Here is a 21,166-nt window from a genome sequence, read left to right as displayed (position 1 = left end):
CACCAAAATTAACTTCTTATCTTTATCCGAAGAAAAGAAATTAAGCTAATGGATTTAAAATTCAATCAGAACGAAGATAAGAATAAGTTGTTATTATCAGACTTACGGCGCAAACTGGCAGAAGTCCAATTAGGAGGAGGAAAGGCAAAAATTGCCAAGCAGCACGACCAAGGCAAAATGACGGCCAGAGAGCGTATAGACTATCTTTTGGACCCAAAATCTGAACGAATTGAAATTGGCGCCTTTGTAGGTGAAGGTATGTATAAAGAACATGGTGGCTGCCCTTCTGGCGGTGTTGTAATAAAAATTGGATATGTAAAAGGAAAGCAATGTATCGTCGTTGCCAATGATGCGACTGTAAAAGCAGGCGCATGGTTCCCTATTACCGCAAAAAAAAATCTACGTGCCCAAGAAATTGCAATTGAAAATAGATTACCGATAATTTACTTGGTAGATAGCGCCGGGGTATACCTACCCATGCAAGACGAAATTTTTCCCGACAAGGAACATTTTGGAAGAATATTCAGGAACAATGCTATAATGAGCAGTATGGGTATTACCCAAATATCTGCTGTAATGGGAAGTTGTGTTGCAGGTGGTGCGTACTTGCCTATAATGAGCGATGAGGCATTGATAGTAGATAAAACGGCAAGTATATTTTTGGCAGGTAGTTACCTGGTAAAAGCGGCCATAGGTGAAAGTATTGATAATGAAACCTTGGGCGGCGCTACTACCCATTGTGAAATTAGTGGTGTTACCGATTATAAAGCTAAAGATGATGCAGCAGCATTGGACACTATTAAAAATATTATGGATAAAATCGGTGATTTTCCTCGAGCTGGTTTTAACCGAAAAAAAAGTATGAAACCCCAAGAGAATCCAGAGGATATATACGGCATATTGCCCGGTTCAAGAGCCGAGCAATATGATATGATGGAAATCATTAAACGCTTGGTGGACAATTCTGAATTTGAAGAATATAAGGCCGGATACGGACAAACCATATTGACAGGTTATGCCCGTATAGATGGCTGGGCGGTAGGTATCGTTGCCAATCAAAGAAAAGTGGTCAAGACCAAAAAAGGGGAAATGCAGTTTGGCGGAGTCATTTATTCCGACTCTGCAGATAAAGCGACACGATTTATTGCCAATTGCAATCAAAAGAAAATTCCGCTGGTATTTTTACAGGATGTTACCGGTTTTATGGTAGGTAGTAAAAGTGAACATGGCGGAATCATTAAAGATGGTGCCAAAATGGTAAATGCGGTAAGTAATTCCGTCGTGCCAAAATTCACTATCGTAATAGGAAATAGCTACGGAGCAGGTAATTATGCTATGTGTGGTAAAGCTTATGACCCAAGATTAATAGTTGCATGGCCAAGCGCAGAACTCGCTGTAATGAGTGGTAACTCTGCTGCTAAAGTATTGCTACAAATTGAAAAAGCTTCTTTGAAAAAGAAAGGTGAAACCATCACTGAGGAAAAAGAAACGGAGCTTTACGATAAGATAAAGAAAAGATATGACAATCAAGTTTCTCCATACTACGCGGCATCGAGATTATGGACCGATGCTATTATAGACCCTAAAGACACCCGTAAGTGGATATCAATGGGTATAGAAGCTGCAGACCATGCACCTATCGAGAAGCCTTTTAATTTGGGGGTTTTGCAGGTTTAAATTGATTAGATATAATTTTTTAATGATTGGGAAATAATGGATATTATTTCCCAAACTTATTTCTGGCCACAATGGAAAGGAGAGCCCTATTGATATTTTTTTCGGACATTTCAGTGATTTGTATAGTTTCTTTTTGCGAAGGTCTTCCATAATCATAATACACCGTGGTTTTAAGATAGGTAGGGTCAAAACCTTTATTTCCAAGATATTTTAAATTCACTTTCCAGACACCTTCTTGTGTTTCATCAATTAAAAATTGCTTACAAGAGTAGCCCTTGATTTTTTCATCATAAATGCGTTCAGATTCATTTTCCAAACTATGGCTCCACGTAAAATAACGCGCTTGTGGATTTACAAATTGCAAGTCAAATTCCGCCTCACTGTTATTCCACTCAAAAAGTATACGTATACCGCCAATATCCCCATCTATCCGATCTTCATTGGATATGGATAATTGGTCTGCATGTAAAGCCATAAGATTCGTAGTTTCGGTATCCATAACGGCATCTATACCGTCTTCTATAGGGGCTATAGTATCCAATTTTCTAAAACTTTTGTATCTGGCATAAATACCCAAACCTTTTTGGTATTGTTTATTTACTACGTACATATTGCCAAGATCTCTATAGGATTGTGTATATCTTGGTCTTAACACAAAGATCTTTTTATACAATGATAATGCTTCACCAACCCTATTTTGATTTTCATATAAGTACGCAAGCCCTTTTAATGCATTAGGATTATCCTCAAATTTTTGTAAAAGTTTGGTTTCAATTTGGCCTATAAAATCATTAGTAGATTTCTCATTAAAATGTTTTAAGGCAGTCAAGTAAAAGTATGGTGAACTGCCATATATTTTTTCCTGTTCCAGAAAGACCTCCGTAAGTTTATTATTACTAAGCGCTTCATCCATTTTGGTAATATAGATAGGATCAGATCGCTTTAATGAACTGGTTGCCATGGACTCATTATACTTATTGTTCCTTAATTTAGCCTGGTCATAAGGTTTATCAGAACCTTCTTCCCGCTTTAAGAACCTCCCTTTTGTATTGATAATGATTACCCCGCCACTGGCAATATTCCCATATTTTATTGAACCTTTTAAACCTGGGATAATCGCAATTCTATCTATACTGCTCAAATCCAAAAAATCTGGAGTCTCCGTAAATATTACCCCATCTATCTCAAATATTGGTGGCCTAGGGTTTTCCAATGAACCTCCGCCCCTTAATAGCACGGTATTACCTTCTCCACGTCTTAAACCGGGCAGCACACCAATTAAGGCATCGGCTAGGTAAACAGCACTAGTATTAATACTGGCACCATCGACAAAATTCATTTGATACCCTGCATTTTCCGCATCTATAAAACCATATGCAGTACGTATGATACTTTTTTTGGTAGCGTATTCAATGGCCATGGATTCTTGGCCTTTTAATTTTTTCTGCTCTACGGTTACCTCATCCAATTCCTGAACAACGGGTAACAGCTCTATATTTAATATCTTGGTCACATCCTCCACAATAATCTCTACCGTTTTCATGCCCATATAACTAAAGACCAAAATATCCCGGGGACTAGCAATAATTGAGTATTTACCATTACTATCTGTTTGTATACCTGAAGATGAACCTTTTAAAGAAATATTGGCATTAGGTAAAGGAGCGCCATAAGAGGTAACTATTCCTTTTATTTCATTTGAATTGTTCTGCGCTTGAAGAGTAATTGTACTTACAAGTATTAAAAAAACAAAAAAAGATTTCATAAATAGTGTTTACAATAAATATATTACAATTTTTCCTACAAATGGATTCCAACACCGAAATATGATTTAATTACCCTGATGCCCTTTTACCCTTGGAATCAACAAAAGTTCTGTTTGTCTACCATTTACATATCTAAAGCCTTCCTCACCATAATAACCGGCTTCTTCAAGCATAATGCGGATATCCCTATTCCATTCAGGAATATTGACCGTAGTATTTAATTCAATAGCATATACGGTATTTGGATTCAACGGATAATTCTCTCCATCATCTTTCATGACACCACCTTGAGCATCCCACATACCTATCGTAGTACCGGCGGAATGTCCGTACATCCCCAAAGGATGTGTGTATATAGAAGGTTTAAGACCGGCATCCTTGGCCTGTTTTAAGGACTTTGCCAAAATTTCATTCCCCGTTCTACCTTTTACCATATTACTAGTCAAGAAGTCTTGTACTCTATTTCCATCTTTTAGTCCGTTGATCAAGAAATCCGGAGCTGTTAGTTCTTCGGGTTTTAAAATATAGGCCAATTCTTGGCAGTCCGTATTCAGCCTTAGATAGGTAATGCCAAAATCACAATGTACCAAGTCTCCCGGTAAGATAACCATGTCCTCTGGTCTACCGGAAAACGAATATAAGTGACTTACCAGTTGCTCTTTACTACGTTGCACATCTACCGTTGGGTGAAACCATGTTTCCAATCCAAGATCAGTTACTTTTTGGCGCATCCACCATTCCACATCAGAAGTTGTGGTAATACCTGGAGTAATAACTTCTTCAGAAAAAGCTTCTGCAATAATATCGTGTGTAATATCTACCAATTGATCATAAATGACCATTTCACGTTCTGATCTTGTCTCGATCCAACGTACGGCAAGTTGTTCTGCAGATGTAACTTTTGATGCAAACTTTTTAGGCAGATTCGCCATAAATTCATCATAATCGGTTTTATCCAATCCGTCTGCAATATTATGGTCCTTGGAAAAATTGAGTCCGATTTTCTTTGGATTTCTTTCTGTTATCAATTGCATTAATCTTTTCCATTGATCGGGTTCTTTCTCCTTATCCCACGCAGAGACAATATTCTTACCTACATTGTAACGAGCAACAGCAAGTTTTTCAATTATATTTTTGGCCTTGTCCCTATAAAACAACAGAATTGTTCTTCTACGGGCATTAAGCCATGTAGCGGGCAGCATTGTTTTCAGCACCGGATCTTCATTATACTCCCTAGATATGACTACCCACATATCTATATTGGCGGCATCCATTAGTTGCGGCAATAGATTATTAAAACGATCGTCTAGAATTTCATCTATAACAATGGCTCTTTCTTTTTCGTTGAGGATTTGTTGGGCGTTGATTTTAGCAATAAAAAAAATGCAAAGAAAAAGGAATAGGTTTTTCATGTTCGTTATTTAGTTTGGCTTTAAAATACGAAATAACACACTTTCAATATTACCTATTCCTTAAAATCCGTTAAATATTATAGATTGAATAAAATCATTAATTATCCATTACCAATCTTTCATTATAACATTTAACCAACCTGACAAATTCAGCCCTATAACCATTTTCATCTTTACCCCTGCCCTGCTCGGCTAATTGAACAATAGTGTTAACTGAGCTATTGTTAGTAAATGCCGATTGCCTTAATTGTTGCCCGAATAATGCAACAGCAGCGGCAAATTGAAAGTCTTTGGACATTTCTTTAATAATAGCATTCTGTACATGAACCAATTCAATACTTTTATTTCCATCAGGTTTCTTATACCTGAATTTTACCGTAAACAACTCGTCAGAAAACGTATTATTTTTTATAGGATCAACATATTTTAATTTAATATCATCTTTTGTATAATTTGAGGAACCACCTTCTTCCACAATCTCATATAGTGCTGTTACCTTATGCCCGCTACCCATTTCACCGGCGTCCTTGGCATCATTGGTAAAATCCTCATATGCCAACAATCTGTTTTCATATCCAATTAATCTATAGGACTTTACTTTGGCTGGATTAAACTCTACTTGTAATTTTACATCTTTTGCAATGGTAAATAAAGTACCTCCAAAATCTTTACCAAATAATTTTTGAGCCTCTTGCATAGTATCGATATAGCCATGGTTGCCATTACCTTTATCCGCTAAAATTTCCAGTTTAGAATCTTTATAGTTCCCCATACCAAAACCTAATACAGAAAGATAAACTCCAGACGCTCTTTTGCCTGTAATAAGTTTTTCCATTTCATTATCGTTTGATAGACCTACATTAAAATCACCATCAGTTGCCAATATAACCCTATTGTTACCATGTTTTTTATAGTTTTTCTCCGCTAACTTATAAGCTAATTCTATACCCTCTCCCCCAGCTGTAGAACCACCTGCCTCAAGCATATTTAAAGCGTTTATAATCTTCGCTTTGTCCTTACCGGAAGTAGGCTCAAGTACCACACCTGCCGCACCTGCATACACCACTATGGACACCTTGTCTTTTTCCCTTAATTGATTTATTAAAAGTTTGAACGCCGATTTCAGTAATGGCAATTTGTTTTCACTTGACATGGAACCGGAAACATCAATAAGAAAAGTAAGGTTGGATGCAGGTAATTCTTCATTTAGGTATTCTTTTCCTTGTAAACCAATGCGGACTAGTTTAGTATCTTCATTCCACGGAGTTTGCGCAACCTCGGTATGTACGGAAAAAGTGTGTTGACCTTTTGGTTGCGCATAGTCATAATCAAAATAATTAATCATTTCTTCAATCTTGACCGCATCAATTGGAACCTGTTGCCCCCTATTTATGAATCTTCTAATGTTACTATAAGCGGCTTTGTCCACATCAATTGAAAAAGTAGACAACGGATTGACACCAACATTATGGAACTGATTTTCATAGAAGCTGGCATAATTTTCATCGTTCTTAACAGGATAATTTCCTTTTTTTGTTTCGAAAGGCGGCTGTACAGTATGGTTGTATTGCTTTTCTACAGCAGTTCCATCAACAAGGTACAAAGGGCTTTTTACTGCACCTCTAACTTTTTTATGTTGTACAGAACTTATTCCTCTAATATTAACACCGCTTACCTTACCCTGTAAAAGACTACTGATGTCAGTATTGGAAGATTGTTTATTTATATGGGTAACAGCACCCGTTATTTGAGATTTTCTTTGAATACCATACCCTGTAACGACAACCTCTTGTAACATTTCATAATCTTCTTCAAGAGACACATTAATGATCAACTTATCTTTTATTTTAACTTCATGTGTTTTGTAACCAACATATTTATATTCCAATTTGACCCCTTGCCGCACACTTAAAACATAATGCCCATCAAAGTCGGTTTGAGTATTGTTGCTTGTTCCTTTTTCCAGTACATGTGCACCGGGTAATGGGTTTCCTTTATAATCATAAACAAAACCAGATATTTCAACCTGCTGCGAAAACATCCAAAAGTTACTGAGAAGAAAAAATAAGAAAGTTGCGTTTTTCATAATAATTGGTTTAAAGATTTAGTAATAAACCTATTATGAAAAGTGCTTTGTGAAAATGATAAATGAGTAAACTACTATTTACAGCTAGGGAAGTTAAGTTTTCAATAAGGACAACGTTTTAAAGCGTTGTATTTTTCCGCTTTCCGTACGTATAAATTCTTTTAACACCACAATCGATTTTGGCTTCTCAAATTTTTTAAAATCAGTAATGGTATCCAGTGTTTGCTTAATATCCTCCTTAACGCCATTTTCAACTAACAGAACCACTTTCTCTCCTAAATCTTCATCTGCAATACCGGCAACAAAAAACGGAATATCCATATAATTTGAAATTACTTTTTCAATATGTTCCGGATGTACCTTTACCCCGCCGGAATTAATAACATTGTCAAACCTACCCAGCCAATAAAATTCCTTGGTAGAGATTATGTCCACAACATCATTGGTTATTACTGGTTCATCTGAAATATTTGGAGCGTTAATTACCAAACAACCTCTTGCATCGGTTGAAATTTCTACATTTGGCAAAACCGTAAAAGGAGTATTTTTTGCCATTTTATTGTTCAACGGTTTTACAGCTATATGGGTAATGGTCTCTGTCATACCATAAGTTTCATAACTACTATTATCAACACCCTTTAATTCTTCTCTTATAGAGTTTGAAATTGGCGCACCACCAATAATTAATTTTTTAATAAGGTTGAGTTTGGATAGAGAATTGGCAACTTGCATGGGTACCATAGCACCAAAATCAAACGATCTTTTAACAAATTCCAACGGACTTGAAGTAGGCGATACGAAATGGATATCTAACCCCAATACCATAGCCCTGACCAACATCATTTTACCAGCAATATAGGTCGCCGGTAAACATAGTAAAACAGAGGATTTTGAAGTTAAATTAAAATAGTTGCCCGTTGCCAAAGCACTATTTACCATTTGCTCTTTTTTTAAAGCAATATCTTTTGGTGTTCCTGTAGATCCAGATGTTTTTACCAATATGGTTGGTGAACTATCTATCCAATCCAGAATAAACCCACCAATATGCATTTCAAATTCTTCGCCTTCCTTGATCAAACTATAACCAAGTTCCAGTAGGTCATCCTTACTGTATAGACGACTATGTATTGAAAAATATGGGTGTATCCTAGTGTTGTACAATTTCCTCTTTTTCCGTATTTAAAAATTCTTCCCTGGATACAACTTTACCGGCAAGTTTCTCTTTCCAATTGGTCCATTTGTATTTTTTGGAAAATAAAATCAATAAAATAGGAAATACGACCAAAACCGGCACAAGAATATCCCAACCTAGCACAGGGTCAGAAATATCACGGTATAACGAATCCGTTTGAAATGCGGTCCAATCTGCGGTAACCAATAAGGCAGTGGTAAGGTTATTGGCAGCATGAAAGCCCAATGCCAATTCCAGGCCTTCATCCATTAATGTAATAATACCCAGAAAAAAGCCGGTACCAATATAAAATACCAATATACCGTATCCTAATTTTTCCACCTCAGGGTTCATGATATGAAGTAAACCGAACAACAAGGAAGTAAACACTAATGGGAACCACTTATTTTTTGTCATAGTGCCCAACCCTTGCATCATGTATCCCCGCATAAAATATTCTTCCATACTCGTTTGAAGCGGAATCATAAAAATAGCAACAATTGCAAGTACAATAAAAGGAACAGGTTTAAAATTAAATTCGTAATCTTCCGGGGACAGCCAAATATCCAAAAATATAAAACCAACCGATATTGCGGACCATAGAAAAAATGCAAACCAAATACGCTTAAAATCTACTTTTTTACGTGAAGTGGTCAGAGATGTCAACGATTGCTTATGAAGATACTTTACAATTACAAAAATGGAAATTAACGCTATTGCAAAAGTCAATAACATGAGAAACAAAAACAAATTGGAACCCAAAACCAATGACATTCTACCAATATCGCCACTGATCATGGCAGACATACCACCATCTTTTAGGGCCAAAGCAGCAATTAACGGAATAGCAGCAATTATTTGCCAAACAAACAACACCCCTAAAATTCCCAAAATATAACGCCAACCCTCACTTAAACCTTTATACGCTTGTTCTATATACATATACTTCTAATTAACCCTTTATTCCAATTTTGCGACTTATTATATAACAAACATCCATCCTTTACTTGCAACGGGCTTTCTAAATTATTGGTAAACAAAGCACCGGTTCCAAGACCTTGCGGCATATGGTTGCCCAAGGTAGCTGTCCATTGGGCTATGGCGTTCAACCCTACATTGCTCTCCAATGCGCTAGTGATCCACCACCCTATACTATTTTCCTGCGCAAGGGAAATCCATTCATTACTACCTGCAATACCACCCACCAGACTAGGCTTTAAAATGATATACTGAGGTTGTATAGTTTGTAGCAACTCATTCTTTTTAGTTACATCTGTCACCCCAATTAATTCTTCATCAAGAGCAATGGGCAAAGGGGTATCTCTACAGAGTTTTTGCATTTCCTGCCATTGTCCCTGTTTAATAGGCTGTTCTATGGAATGTAGATCCAGTTTTGATAATGTTTTTAATTTATCTAAAGCCTCATTAGGTAAAAACGCACCATTTGCGTCTACACGCAATTCAATTTCTTTTTTAGAATAGCGCTGTCTAATAGACTTTAACAATGCTACTTCCGTATCAAAATCAATGGCACCTATTTTCATTTTAATACAGGTAAAGCCGTTTTCTAACTTGTCCTCTATTTGCCTATGCATAAATTCCTTATCGCCCATCCAAACCAAACCATTAATGGCGATGGGTTGCTGGTCTTTAACAAATGAAGATTCAAATAAATGAAAGGGGTTTTTAGAACGAAGCGACAAAAAGGCCTGTTCAATACCAAATTGAATACTTGGAAAGTTAGATAATTGGCTTATTAATTCAGTTTCACCTAAATCAATGTTCTTGGTTACCCAATTACATTTTTCTTCATATTCAGGTACATCATCAAAACTAAGTCCTCTAAAAAGTCCACATTCACCAATACCCCAGGATACGCCATCTTCCAAAAAAAGAAACCATGTTTCCTTAGTCTTTAAGATTCCTCTAGAAGTGCCACTTGGGTTTTTAAAATTGAGTAAATACTTTTTAAAAGATGCTTTCATATAATCCTTCAAATTTAGCTATATTTTCACTTTAATACCGTTGAAAATAAAAGTATGGAAGATAAGGTTATTTGGATTACGGGTGCTTCTTCTGGAATTGGGGAAGCCTTGGCCTATGAATTAAATAAAATGGGGTGTAAACTAATCTTATCAGCAAGACGTACCACTGCACTCAACATGGTAAAGAACAATTGTCACTTTCCAGAATTGACTAAAATACTGTCTTTGGACCTTACCGATTTTGATACGCTGGAAAATGTTACGGCAGAAGCAATTTCCCTATTTGGAAAAATTGACATCCTTATCAACAATGGTGGATTAAGCCAACGTTCCTTGATCATTGATACCAGTTTTGAAGTTTATCAACAAATGGTCAATGTAAACTATTTGGGAACCATAAAACTAACAAAGCATTTATTGCCGTTTTTTGTACAACAACAAGAAGGCCATTTTGTAACCGTCACTAGTTTAATGGGCAAGTTTTCATCACCCTATCGTTCCGGGTACTGTGGTGCCAAACATGCCCTACACGGTTTTTTTGACGCCTTACGTATGGAGCATGAAAAGGACAACGTTTCCGTTACATTGATTTGCCCGGGTTTTATACAGACCAATGTAGCCAAGAATGCCTTAACAGGTGATGGTAGCGCCTTACAAAAGGAGGATGAGGCAACAGAGAACGGAATGCCCGTACAGCGGTGTGCCCAACAAATTATAAAAGCAATACATCAAAAAAAATATGAAGCCTATATTGGGGGCAAAGAAAAATACGGAATTTACCTAAAACGGTTTTTCCCTAAAATGCTACATAAAATTGTAATGAAAAGTAAGGTTAGGTAAGCTATTTAAAGTTGAACCAAAAACGCACCCCATCAGTAGTCTTATCTGTATTTAAGGTTGTCTGTAGTTGATTGGCCAACCTACTCATTAACCTAAAGCCCATAGACGATTTAGCCCGTTCTTCAGAATCATCAGGTAAACCTATACCATTGTCGGTATATTCAAAAAAGCCTTCCTTACCAACCATTTTTCGCAAATGAATATATATTTTTCCGTTGCTATCATCATGTGGAAAAGCATATTTAAATGAATTGGAAACCAGCTCGTTCAAAATGAGTCCAAAGGGTATGGCACGATCAATATCCAATTCAACACCTTCGGCATCGATAGCAATGTTGATATTGTGTCCTCCTTTTTTATATACAGATTGTATACTATTGATCAAACTTTCTATATAGCCTTGCATTTCTATTACGGACAAGTCATCGTTCTGATATAATTTTTGATGTATCAAAGCCATGGCCTTGACCCTACTTTTACCTTCTTCCAATGCCTCTATAGCTGCTTTACTGGTTGTATTTTTTGTTTGTAAACTTAATAGACTGGAAACCATCTGTAGGTTATTCTTTACCCTATGGTGAATTTCCTTGAGCAAGGAATCCTTTTCTACCAGTGCATTTTCTATAATAAATTTCTGTTCGGCAATTAAACGCTGGTTTTTAATACTTTTTAAATACGCGTATACTAAACCTGCAAAACCGATTAAGGTAAAAATCAAGGAGACAAATACTAGACTTATCTTATCATCCCGTGCCTTTATATCTTTTCTTGACTCTTCAAGCTCAGCCTTTTGCATCTCCATCATTTTTCTGGAGTTTTCCAAATCTTGGGCCACAACAGAAGTCAACTGCTGGTTTATAATATTAGAAGCTTGGGCATCTATGGAATCCCGTATTTTAATATTCCGCTTTAAATAAAACGTTGCATTCTTAAAATCGCCGGTCTTATAATAAAAATCAGCATAGATTCTATTACGCTTAAGAATATTCTCCGTTTTAACGGGTGTCATATCATCGCTCAAATAGTCGGTAGCTTTTGCAAAATTGTCCAGTTTTAAATAGCAATCTGCCAGTGCCAAGGTATTTTCAATAAAGTCCGAAGAAAACTTGCTCTTATTGAAGGTTTTAATAATGTCCCTACTTTCCTCCAAATAAGGAATTGCTTTTTCATATTCTTTAAGCTGTAAATGACATTTACCAATATTACCAATTATAATGGCTTTTAAAATTTTACCATCGGTAATTTCCTTATCTGTTCTTTGATTGGTAACATCACTAAGGAATACTTGGATTAATCCTTCTGATTTTTTAAAATAACTTAAGGCCGTGGGTGCAGATTTGTCCAATCTAAGATATTCCCCAATAGTATTGTTATAGATGGCTTGACCGTAATAGTCGTCATCTTTCAATTCTTTTTTCTCCTCGGTCATATAATCTCTCATTGCCTTTCTATATTGACCAAGGCTGGCATAAATATCATAAAAGGCAATATTTTCGGTTAAACCAAGCTCTCGTTTTATGCGCCTAACCTCTATTTGATTGGAGAACATTTGTAATTTGGCGTAATTATCATCCAAGAGGTCCAAGATGGTCTTCTTGAGTTCCATATCCAATTCATCAAGATTGCCATACATTGATTTTGAAATGGCCAAACTTTTTTGGTAGTTGCCAAGGTCATAGTAAATCTGTGATTGAATAAGTTGGTAATTTCTTATTGACGCCGTATCCTTGGTTTTTTCAGAACTATTTAAATATACCTTTACGGTATCTAACCAATCATACGGGGAAACTTGATTATATCTATTTGGAGTGTTGAAGAAAAAAAACGTACGTAGTTCGCCGTTCTCCAATTCTTGAAATTGCTTATAGTAATCTTCATTTTGCATTGAAAGGTCTTCTTGCTGTGCACATACTACAAATGAGTATACACTGAACAACAGCGACCAGATCAAATTTAAAATTAGATTCCTTTTCATATAAACTTAAAAGTAGATTCAAACATATAACAAATACCTGTTTCTACTAAATTTTTGTTGTGAACCTAAGTTATATTGACATCAATAAACTTTTGGTCCAAAAAGTGTGTTCTAGTTACTTTTCTTAACAAATCAATATTTCAACATAATCATTGTTCAATATTCTAAGTGGCCTTGATATTTAAAACGCACGATTATGTGGATTTGCACTTCTACAAATTTAAAAAATAGCCCTCCTTCTTATTTTAATTTGTTGTGTAACCTCCTATATATGTTGTGAAACTATTTTTAACGGCAGAACGATGTATTTCACCGATAAAACAAAACACTTTACCGATGAAAATAATCCATTCATCTATAAGATGTGCATAAAAAAACACCATCACTGGTGCTTTAGTATATGTTATAGTACATCTATCTACGAATTCATTGCAGAGATGATGAACTCTTTAAAATCTTTTGAAATAGGTATCAGTGTATTATTTATCATAATATCTTTTGAATTAATGGCATCAATGTGGTCCACATTAACGATATATGATTTATGTGCCCTATAAAACTTATTCTGTGGCAATTTTTCCAAATAGTCTTTTAAAGGTGAACGGACCAAAAATTTCTTATCTACCGTATTCACTTCTAAATAAACGTTATCCGCTTTAATAAATTGGATATCGCCAAATTGAATTCTGTAATATAAATGTTGTTTTTTTACGAATATTGAGTCCTTTAAAATAGAATTGGACATAGGAACATCCTCGTTGACCGTTTCATTGGATAATCCTTTAGAAAGGTTTTGCTTTCCATAGATAAAATTGGATAACGCAATTTCAATAGAGGTGTACAAATCTTGTTGCTCAAAAGGTTTTACTAAATAACCATTTGGTTTAACCGTCTTGGCATTTTCAACCGTAGCCCTATCTGAGTTTGAGGTTACGAAAATAAATGGAATGTCGTAATTATCCCTAATATGCTTTCCTAGGTCAATACCGGTTTTATCAGAAGCAAGAATAATATCGATAAGTACCAAATCTACCTGTTGCGTTTTTAATACCTCTACCGCTTGTTCGTAAACAATAACATTGTCTACTATTTCATATCCTATTTCCTCTAACATGGACTGCATATCATCCGCGATAATTACATTGTCCTCAACAATTAGAATTTTAATGGGTTGTTCCAAGGTTTAAAATGGTTTAGAAGGTTACAATCAAAATTACAAAAAATAATAATAACTAATAAAAAACAGCATTGCCGTTAAAAAAGTACTCAGTGCCAATTTTTTAAGCTCTGGGTCCAGATCCGCTTCATTTTCCGTTACGGCTACCTTGCGCATATGAACGAACACAGGCAAGAATCCAATAAGACTTACATAACGCAAATGTGATCCATTTGTTGTGAGCAAAAAGGAAAACAGACATAAAAATGCACCGATCAATAAAATGTAATGGTAATTTTTGGCCCTGGGATACCCCATTTTAACAACGACCGTATTTTTACCGACCGCTTTATCTGATCTATGATCCCGCATATTGTTTAAATTCAGCACACCAACACTTAGTAGCCCTATAGCCATGGCCGGTAGCATTGCTAACGGATAAAATGCCTTAACGAATAAAAAATGAGTACCTAAAACACTTACCAGACCAAAAAAAATGAATACAAAAACATCTCCCAATCCGTTATAGCCGTATGCAGATTTACCCACTGTGTACTTAATGGCCGCCCAAATTGCAAAACCACCAAGAAATAAAAAAAGTAGTACATAACCAACATGAGCCATTCCAAAAGATAACAGTATTAAAGAAACAACCAATAAAATGTTGATTATAATGCTGATATAAATTCCGTTTTTTAATTGTGTTGCAGTTAGAAGACCACTTTGCAGTGCTCTTTGTGGACCAATTCTATCTGTATTATCCGTACCTTTTATACCATCCCCATAATCATTGGCAAAATTGGAAGTTATCTGAAGACCAACCGTCGTTATCAATGCTAGAAATAGAATATTATTATTACTATAACCTTGCCATGAAGCTATAGCGGCACCTACCAGTATTCCGGAAATTGATAAAGGAAGAGTTCGTAATCTTGCAGCGTTAAGCCACGCTTTTAATTTGGTCACTAATAAGGGTCTTCAATTTGAATACGCTTACCGTCCTTGTAAGATGCTACGAAAGCGTCATCAAAACCAAGATCTACCAATTGCTTTCTAAATGACTGAGCTTCTTCCAGTGTTTCAAAATTTCCTAAGGAGTAGGAATAAAATGGATTGGTCTTAACGAATAGTGTATTTGTTAAAGCCTCTGATGCCAATGTAATATTGTTATCAACAAAGGATTTAACCTGTACGGAATATATTTTTTCCTTCTGAAGAAATTCCTTGGCCAAATAAAACTCTTTTACCAAGCTCAATTCTTCATTCTGCTCCTTCAGATTATCAATACGAGCTTTAATGGCATCTAAACTATCTATAGAGGTAAATACCAAATCACTATTATTATTCTTCTTATTGAATCCTCCAGAAATACTAATGCCAGCCGTTAACGAACCAAAGGCAATACCTGCCAAGATAAAGAATGTGGTAATCCCCGCAAAAATATTGCGTTGAATCTTACTCTTTTTTAATTCCTTATTCTTGAACTTTATCTGGTCTAATAGACGCTCATTAATAATTTGCGCCTTATCGACATCTTTATGTAATTCCAATAAATCACTCTCTTCTATAAAAGGCATATAACTGGGGTAATTTTTATTCTTAAAGCTAAATGTAAGCTAAAAACTGTAAATAACTTTTCATTTACTACGAAAATAAAATTATTTGATTAGTCTAACAACATTCCTGCTAAGAATTTAATCTATAAATCTGCAAATCAACTAATTAAGAAATTTCTCACAATAAGAGTTAATCCTCATTGAGTGAAATTCCATCAGATTCCAATTTAATCTTTCGTTCTTTATAAAGGGTACCTACACCTTTTTTAAATGTTTTTTTACTCATCTGGAAAGTATCCCTAATCTCTTCTGGGGAAGATTTATCATGTAAAGGCAAAAATCCGCCATGCTCTTTCAATACCTCGTAAATCTTAGTTGCCGCAGGTTCCAAGACCTTTGCTCCCAAAGGTTGCAATGAAATATCCAATTTATTATCCTTTCTTATGGTCTTTATACAACCAGGAATAACATCCCCAATATTAATAGGCTTAAATACTTCGTTAAAATACACCAATCCTTTGTGTCTTTCATTAACAATAACTTCCCAACCTAAATCGGTCTGTCTGGTAACAACCAGATCCACTTGTTCCCATACCTTTAGGTCTATATTATCGTTGCTCAGAAATTTATCCAATTTGTTGGAAGCTACCAATCTGCTGGAGCGTTCATCCAAATAACAATGCACAACGTACCACTGCCCTTCTTTCATCTTTACGCGTTGCTCCCTGAACGGGACCAAAAGATGTTTTTCCAAGCCCCATTCCATAAAAGCCCCAAATTCATTGACCTCAGCCACTTGCAATAATCTGAATTCCCCTAGCATAATATCCGGCTCCAAAGTGGTAGCTACAGGTCTCTCATCATAATCTAAATAACAAAATACCTTTATCTTTTCACCAATTTCATATGTGGAAGGCACATATTTATTGGGTAACAATACATCATTACCTTCTTCGTCACCTAAAAAAAGACCTACACTGGTATCTCTTAAGATTTCAAGATTATTTATACGTCCTAATTCTATCATGGCACAAAATTACATTTTATAATCTATAAACCTAACGGTAAAAAAAAGACCGTTGCCAAAATTGGCAACGGTCTTTAAATTGTACATTCAAAATTCTATTTATCGTAAACAGACGCTTTCTTAAAATGTTTACAAAGCATATAGTAAATAACGGCTCTATACTTATTTCTATTTGATGAACCATACTTATCCATTACGGTCTTAATAGCATCATCTAGCTTGGAATCATCCGCTAAACCTAATTTCTTAATCAAGTAATTATTTTTAACCGTATCCAATTCCTTTTGATCACTTCCAGAAACTTTTGAAGCATCTATATTATAAATTGAAGGTCCAAGACCAACTGTTACTTTTTTAAGCAAATCCATATCCGCGTTTTCACCAAATTTATCTTTGATGTCAGCAGCATACTTTTCAATTAAATCATCTCTTTTACTCATGTTAGTGTGTTATAATTAATGGTTAATACACCTCTAAGATATAAAACGAAAATAATCAATCAAAATTTTATCGTTTATTAATGCGGGAGTTTCAATTTCCAATAGTTTTGGACGGTCAGATTCACTAAAAAAACGGGGCATCATCTCATTGAGCGAATCTTTTGAATTTGCCTTGTTATGTTCAATATTAAACATCTTACAAAGGTGCTTGGCACTCAAATTATGTCGGGTTTCAAAAAAGGTTTTAAAAGATTCCGATTCTTTCTGTCCAGGAAGAATCCTAAATATGCCACCGCCTTGGTTATTAATGACGATAATCCTAAAATTATCCTTTATATAATTATTCCATAATGCGTTGCTGTCATAGAAAAAGCTCAAATCTCCGGTAATGAACAAGGTAGGATTTGCATTTACAACCGATGCGCCTATTGCCGTAGAAGTACTGCCATCTATGCCACTGGTTCCCCTATTACAATTAACGTTTATGGAAGCATCAATTTCAAATAACTGCGTATATCTAATTGTGGAACTATTGGCCAATTGTAGAAGATATCCCTTAGGGATGGCATTCAAAATAGAATTAAAAGCATAGAAATCTGAAAATGGGATTTGCGCAAGGTAAGTAGCTCTCTTTAACTTATAATTTTCCTTTACCATATGCCATTCCGTAAAATAACTGCTGCCAGATGCCTTAATATCCGTATACATCTCCTGAAAAAAATAATTGACGGAAACTTTTATATGTTCCTCCAAACAAAAAAATGTATTGTTAGCATTTATGCTTCCTACATGCCAGTGATGTTTTGGTTTATATTTTCGCAAGAACGCCTTAATTTTTTTTGAAACGATAAGTCCCCCAAAAGTCACCAAAATCTCTGGCTGCAGTTTGCTAAACCCTTCTTGGGGCTGTTCTCCCATTTCTATGGGAGCAATTATAGAATCTATACTATTAAAAAAATTAGGATGATTAAGGTTAGAAGTCGTTTCCGTAAAAACGATAACACTTGGATCATTCGCCAAGGCATTAATCATGGCCTCATTTAACGTACTTGGAGCACTTACCCCAACCAATACCATCTTTTTGGCTGTGCTGTTCCAAATTTTCCTTTTATTGTCCAAAGTTGGAGTATTCGTTTTGGGTTCCGCTAAATCCGGTATATTGGCACTAATACTTGGTTGTAACTGTGTTTGGTATAAAGGTTCCTCAAAAGGTACATTAATATGAACAGGGCACAGTTCTTTTAGCGCAAAAGTTAATGCGTTATTAAGTTCTACGTCATTATAATGCTGGACTTTACTTTGGGAACGTTCAATATGATTATCACTTATCCAGCTAGGCGCATACTGTTTTATAACCTCCGATGAATGGCTAACATCCTGTTTTAAGTTGGCGGAGTACCCTATCTGATTAGCATATATATTTTTTTGATGTATGGTTTGCCCATCTCCTATCCCAACTTTATAATACGGTCTATCAGCAGATATGACCACTAAAGGAATTGTGCTATAAAAAGCCTCTGCAACCGCAGGATAATAATTTAACAATGCACTACCCGATGTACAGAGAACGACCACAGGTTGCTGCAGCTGTTGTGCCATGCCCAACGCAAAAAAACCGGCGCAACGTTCATCCACAATACTAAAACATGTAAAAAAAGGATCTTCTGTAAACGATATGGTCAGCGGTGCGTTTCTTGAACCGGGAGAAATGACAATATTTGAAATATTCTTGGCCCTACAATGTTGAACAATGGATTGGGCAGTTGGTATAGATGAGTATTTCATGGACATCAAAAATACAACCAAAGCCTAAAATAACCCAAAAGATAGTGGTCTATTTGCTGTTCAAAATACGTAACATGGTCTTACTTTTATATGCCGTTTCCTCCCACTCCCGTTCAGGGTCGGAATCTTTAGTAATACCGCCACCAACATATATGTTTGCTTTATCTTGGACAAGTTGCATACACCTTAGATTAACATATAGTTCCGATGATTTCCTTATACTTTTGTAAGCACTGTTTTCTTGATTCTTACGATTCCTGTTCCGTGGCATTTCTTCCTGCAGATTCAATTCTCCCAAAAATCCGGTATAGAAGGAACGTTTATAAGATTCATTGTATAAAATAAAACGTTTAGCATTTTGTAAGGGGTTACCACAAACTGCCGGAGTAGGATGTAAAGCCTTCAGTACAGCGCCAAATTTAGATGGAGCTATAACTCCTGTCAGCTCGGTTCTCAGGTGCCATAATTGTCCCGCCCTTACAGATTCCCGCTCCAATACTTTCAATGCCTGAACATTTTCCTTCAAAACATCAACAATATAATCTGTTACCACCTGCTGCTCGTTCAATTCTTTGTAAGACCAACTTGGGGCCTGTCCTTTCTCTATTCTTTGAGTGCCGGCCAAGGACATTGTAGTAAACTGGGTTCCACTGGTCTTGATCAAGATTTCTGGCGTAGCCCCCATCCATGTCCCAATTTTAGGATGGTGCCAATAATAACAGAACGCTTCTGGATAAGTAGTTAGAAGACGTTGAAAAATATGATGATATGTGTCCGTCAGTTCTACGTGTACCTTTCTGGACAAAACTACTTTATCAAAGGTTCCTTTTTCAATATAGGACAAGGCTTTTTTCACCAACCGAATATAGTCTTCCTTACAATCAACATTCAATAGAACTGAGCTCTCAATGGGTTTTAACGTGTTATTTTCCGGTGTAAAATTACTTTTCAAAACTACATCCCTTTTAATGTAAATAGCATCTACATCCGCATCAAAAGGAGCAAAAACAAAACCAGTTTCAGAATAATCAACTACTGTATGAACCTCATCGCTATCCTGAAATATTCCAATTAATTCATGTGTATTTGGCTTTCTATAGAGTACAAAAGGTAAATGCTCATTTAAGCAAGACCTTGTACGATCAAAAAGTTCCTGTACCATATTAGGTTCTGGGTAAAGCTATGGTCGTTAATTTACATAGGGAAACCAATTCATCTGCCTCATTGGTGATTTTTATTTCCCAAAGCTGGGTGGTTCTTCCCTTGTGTACTATTACGGCTTTAGCAAATACAAAACCATCTTTTACACTTTTTACATGGTTGGCAGAAATTTCTATACCACGAACAAAATATGAACTGGCATCCAAGAAAATATAAGAAGCCGCACTACCCACACTTTCTGCCAATGCTACCATGGCCCCACCATGTAAAACTCCATCTGGTTGATGAACCTTAGGGGTCACCGGCATTTTGGCCAATAAAAAATCCTCACCCACATCTACATAATCAATTTGTAACGTCTCCATCAACGTATTCTTGGAAGTTTCGTTACAAATCTTAAGAATTTTCTCTTTGTAGTCGTTCATTCTTTTTTTTGTAAAATTACGCATTACATTGTCAACTGTAAAGTTTGAAAAGAAGTGATTTACTTATGAACAACACAATCAAGCACGTTTCTTATACAACCACCAATACATATGAAACTTTAAACAAACTAACTGGCAAGACCAAAAATATATGGCTTGTGTTCCATGGTATTGGTTATTTGAGCAAATTTTTCTTGCGTTATTTCGATGAATTAAATGCAGATGAAAACTATATTATTGCTCCGCAAGCACCTTCCAAATATTATTTAAAAAACACCTACAAACATGTTGGAGCAAGTTGGCTGACCAAAGAAAATACCGACATGGAAACCAATAACATCTACAATTATTTAAATGCTGTTTTAGCACAAGAAAAACTTCCCGAACAATGTAACCTAATAATTTTAGGGTTTTCCCAAGGTGTTTCAATTGCCCTGAGATATTCGGCATTTAGTCAAATCCCCTGTAGCAAGCTAGTTTTATATGCGGGTGGAATCCCCAATGAACTTAAAAAACACCACTTTGATCATTTAAAAAACACAAAAGTAATTTCTGTCATAGGAGATAAAGATGAATATCTATCCCCAGAAAGGTTAAGGGAAGAACGGCACAAACTAATATCTTTGTTTGGACAAAATATTCATTACATCAATTTTAACGGAGGCCACGAAGTGCGCAAAGATATAATCAATCAAATATAATAA

18 protein-coding genes are annotated in these 21,166 nt (G+C 35.8%); 3 read left to right on the top strand and 15 right to left on the bottom strand.

What is annotated here, in order from left to right; translation table 11 throughout:
- The first annotated feature begins 48 nt into the window (after positions 1-48).
- Complete coding sequence (locus JM81_RS00440; protein WP_144800251.1) at positions 49-1,677, top strand: acyl-CoA carboxylase subunit beta; 1,629 nt, start codon at positions 49-51, stop codon at positions 1,675-1,677.
- A gap of 43 nt (positions 1,678-1,720) precedes the next feature.
- Here JM81_RS00440 and JM81_RS00435 read toward each other — a convergent pair whose 3' ends face one another.
- From JM81_RS00435 to JM81_RS00410, 6 genes are all read right to left on the bottom strand, one after another.
- Complete coding sequence (locus tag JM81_RS00435) at positions 1,721-3,442, bottom strand: carboxypeptidase-like regulatory domain-containing protein (RefSeq protein ID WP_144800250.1); 1,722 nt, start codon at positions 3,440-3,442, stop codon at positions 1,721-1,723.
- 66 nt (positions 3,443-3,508) lie between these two features.
- Positions 3,509-4,855: a M24 family metallopeptidase gene (locus tag JM81_RS00430; protein WP_144800249.1), complete on the bottom strand. Its 1,347-nt coding sequence runs from the start codon at positions 4,853-4,855 to the stop codon at positions 3,509-3,511.
- A 97-nt stretch (positions 4,856-4,952) separates the two neighbouring features.
- Positions 4,953-6,941 (bottom strand): vWA domain-containing protein, encoded by a 1,989-nt coding sequence (locus tag JM81_RS00425; protein ID WP_144800248.1) that lies wholly within the window; start codon positions 6,939-6,941, stop codon positions 4,953-4,955.
- A 93-nt stretch (positions 6,942-7,034) separates the two neighbouring features.
- The gene (locus JM81_RS00420) at positions 7,035-8,102 is read right to left on the bottom strand and encodes an AMP-binding protein (protein ID WP_144800247.1); all 1,068 of its coding nucleotides are present in this window, start codon (positions 8,100-8,102) and stop codon (positions 7,035-7,037) included.
- Entirely contained in the window at positions 8,089-9,054 is a 966-nt protein-coding gene (locus JM81_RS00415) for a CPBP family intramembrane glutamic endopeptidase (RefSeq protein WP_144800246.1), read from the bottom strand. Before JM81_RS00415 ends, JM81_RS00420 begins: the two co-directional genes overlap by 14 nt.
- On the bottom strand, positions 9,045-10,097 hold the full coding sequence (locus JM81_RS00410) for an o-succinylbenzoate synthase (protein WP_144800245.1): 1,053 nt from the start codon (positions 10,095-10,097) through the stop codon (positions 9,045-9,047). Before JM81_RS00410 ends, JM81_RS00415 begins: the two co-directional genes overlap by 10 nt.
- 54 nt (positions 10,098-10,151) lie before the next feature.
- Here JM81_RS00410 and JM81_RS00405 point away from each other — a divergent pair, with 54 nt between their 5' ends.
- A complete protein-coding gene (locus JM81_RS00405; RefSeq protein ID WP_144800244.1) occupies positions 10,152-10,937 on the top strand; it encodes an SDR family oxidoreductase in 786 nt (261 codons plus the stop codon).
- A gap of 1 nt (position 10,938) precedes the next feature.
- Here the strand turns inward: JM81_RS00405 and JM81_RS00400 are convergent, their stop codons facing one another.
- From JM81_RS00400 to JM81_RS00360, 9 genes are all read right to left on the bottom strand, one after another.
- A complete protein-coding gene (locus JM81_RS00400; RefSeq protein WP_144800243.1) occupies positions 10,939-12,912 on the bottom strand; it encodes a histidine kinase dimerization/phosphoacceptor domain -containing protein in 1,974 nt (657 codons plus the stop codon).
- A 418-nt stretch (positions 12,913-13,330) separates the two neighbouring features.
- Positions 13,331-14,092, bottom strand: a complete 762-nt coding sequence (locus tag JM81_RS00395) for a LytR/AlgR family response regulator transcription factor (protein ID WP_089261565.1) — start codon at positions 14,090-14,092, stop codon at positions 13,331-13,333.
- Between the two features lie 33 nt (positions 14,093-14,125).
- Complete coding sequence (menA, locus tag JM81_RS00390) at positions 14,126-15,034, bottom strand: 1,4-dihydroxy-2-naphthoate octaprenyltransferase (protein ID WP_144800242.1); 909 nt, start codon at positions 15,032-15,034, stop codon at positions 14,126-14,128.
- A complete protein-coding gene (locus JM81_RS00385; RefSeq protein WP_089261569.1) occupies positions 15,034-15,645 on the bottom strand; it encodes an SPOR domain-containing protein in 612 nt (203 codons plus the stop codon). The genes menA and JM81_RS00385 overlap by 1 nt, the downstream gene beginning before the upstream one ends.
- Positions 15,646-15,814: 169 nt before the next feature.
- Positions 15,815-16,651, bottom strand: a complete 837-nt coding sequence (locus tag JM81_RS00380; RefSeq protein ID WP_089261571.1) for a S1 RNA-binding domain-containing protein — start codon at positions 16,649-16,651, stop codon at positions 15,815-15,817.
- A gap of 95 nt (positions 16,652-16,746) precedes the next feature.
- The gene (locus JM81_RS00375; RefSeq protein WP_144800241.1) at positions 16,747-17,091 is read right to left on the bottom strand and encodes a DUF2853 family protein; all 345 of its coding nucleotides are present in this window, start codon (positions 17,089-17,091) and stop codon (positions 16,747-16,749) included.
- Between the two features lie 33 nt (positions 17,092-17,124).
- Entirely contained in the window at positions 17,125-18,876 is a 1,752-nt protein-coding gene (gene menD / locus JM81_RS00370) for a 2-succinyl-5-enolpyruvyl-6-hydroxy-3-cyclohexene-1-carboxylic-acid synthase (RefSeq protein ID WP_144800240.1), read from the bottom strand.
- A 49-nt stretch (positions 18,877-18,925) separates the two neighbouring features.
- Positions 18,926-20,038, bottom strand: a complete 1,113-nt coding sequence (locus tag JM81_RS00365) for a chorismate-binding protein (protein ID WP_144800239.1) — start codon at positions 20,036-20,038, stop codon at positions 18,926-18,928.
- 1 nt (position 20,039) lies between these two features.
- A complete protein-coding gene (locus tag JM81_RS00360) occupies positions 20,040-20,462 on the bottom strand; it encodes a PaaI family thioesterase (protein WP_089261633.1) in 423 nt (140 codons plus the stop codon).
- Positions 20,463-20,506: 44 nt separating this feature from the next.
- Here JM81_RS00360 and JM81_RS00355 point away from each other — a divergent pair, with 44 nt between their 5' ends.
- Positions 20,507-21,163 (top strand): esterase, encoded by a 657-nt coding sequence (locus JM81_RS00355; protein ID WP_315897734.1) that lies wholly within the window; start codon positions 20,507-20,509, stop codon positions 21,161-21,163.
- Positions 21,164-21,166 lie beyond the last annotated feature (3 nt).

It is taken from the genome of Maribacter sp. MAR_2009_72 (genome assembly GCF_007827235.1).
Taxonomy (GTDB): domain Bacteria; phylum Bacteroidota; class Bacteroidia; order Flavobacteriales; family Flavobacteriaceae; genus Maribacter; species Maribacter sedimenticola.
The sequence above is the reverse complement of the archived record's forward strand: the minus strand, read 5'-3'. Positions and strand labels throughout refer to the sequence as shown.

Coding starts and splice junctions, on each gene's coding strand:
- JM81_RS00440 (WP_144800251.1), top strand. CDS start 49: ATGGATTTAAAATTCAATCAGAACGAAGATAAGAATAAGTTGTTATTA.
- JM81_RS00435 (WP_144800250.1), bottom strand. CDS start 3,442: ATGAAATCTTTTTTTGTTTTTTTAATACTTGTAAGTACAATTACTCTT.
- JM81_RS00430 (WP_144800249.1), bottom strand. CDS start 4,855: ATGAAAAACCTATTCCTTTTTCTTTGCATTTTTTTTATTGCTAAAATC.
- JM81_RS00425 (WP_144800248.1), bottom strand. CDS start 6,941: ATGAAAAACGCAACTTTCTTATTTTTTCTTCTCAGTAACTTTTGGATG.
- JM81_RS00415 (WP_144800246.1), bottom strand. CDS start 9,054: ATGTATATAGAACAAGCGTATAAAGGTTTAAGTGAGGGTTGGCGTTAT.
- JM81_RS00410 (WP_144800245.1), bottom strand. CDS start 10,097: ATGAAAGCATCTTTTAAAAAGTATTTACTCAATTTTAAAAACCCAAGT.
- JM81_RS00405 (WP_144800244.1), top strand. CDS start 10,152: ATGGAAGATAAGGTTATTTGGATTACGGGTGCTTCTTCTGGAATTGGG.
- JM81_RS00400 (WP_144800243.1), bottom strand. CDS start 12,912: ATGAAAAGGAATCTAATTTTAAATTTGATCTGGTCGCTGTTGTTCAGT.
- JM81_RS00385 (WP_089261569.1), bottom strand. CDS start 15,645: ATGCCTTTTATAGAAGAGAGTGATTTATTGGAATTACATAAAGATGTC.
- JM81_RS00380 (WP_089261571.1), bottom strand. CDS start 16,651: ATGATAGAATTAGGACGTATAAATAATCTTGAAATCTTAAGAGATACC.
- JM81_RS00375 (WP_144800241.1), bottom strand. CDS start 17,091: ATGAGTAAAAGAGATGATTTAATTGAAAAGTATGCTGCTGACATCAAA.
- menD (WP_144800240.1), bottom strand. CDS start 18,876: ATGAAATACTCATCTATACCAACTGCCCAATCCATTGTTCAACATTGT.
- JM81_RS00365 (WP_144800239.1), bottom strand. CDS start 20,038: ATGGTACAGGAACTTTTTGATCGTACAAGGTCTTGCTTAAATGAGCAT.
- JM81_RS00360 (WP_089261633.1), bottom strand. CDS start 20,462: ATGAACGACTACAAAGAGAAAATTCTTAAGATTTGTAACGAAACTTCC.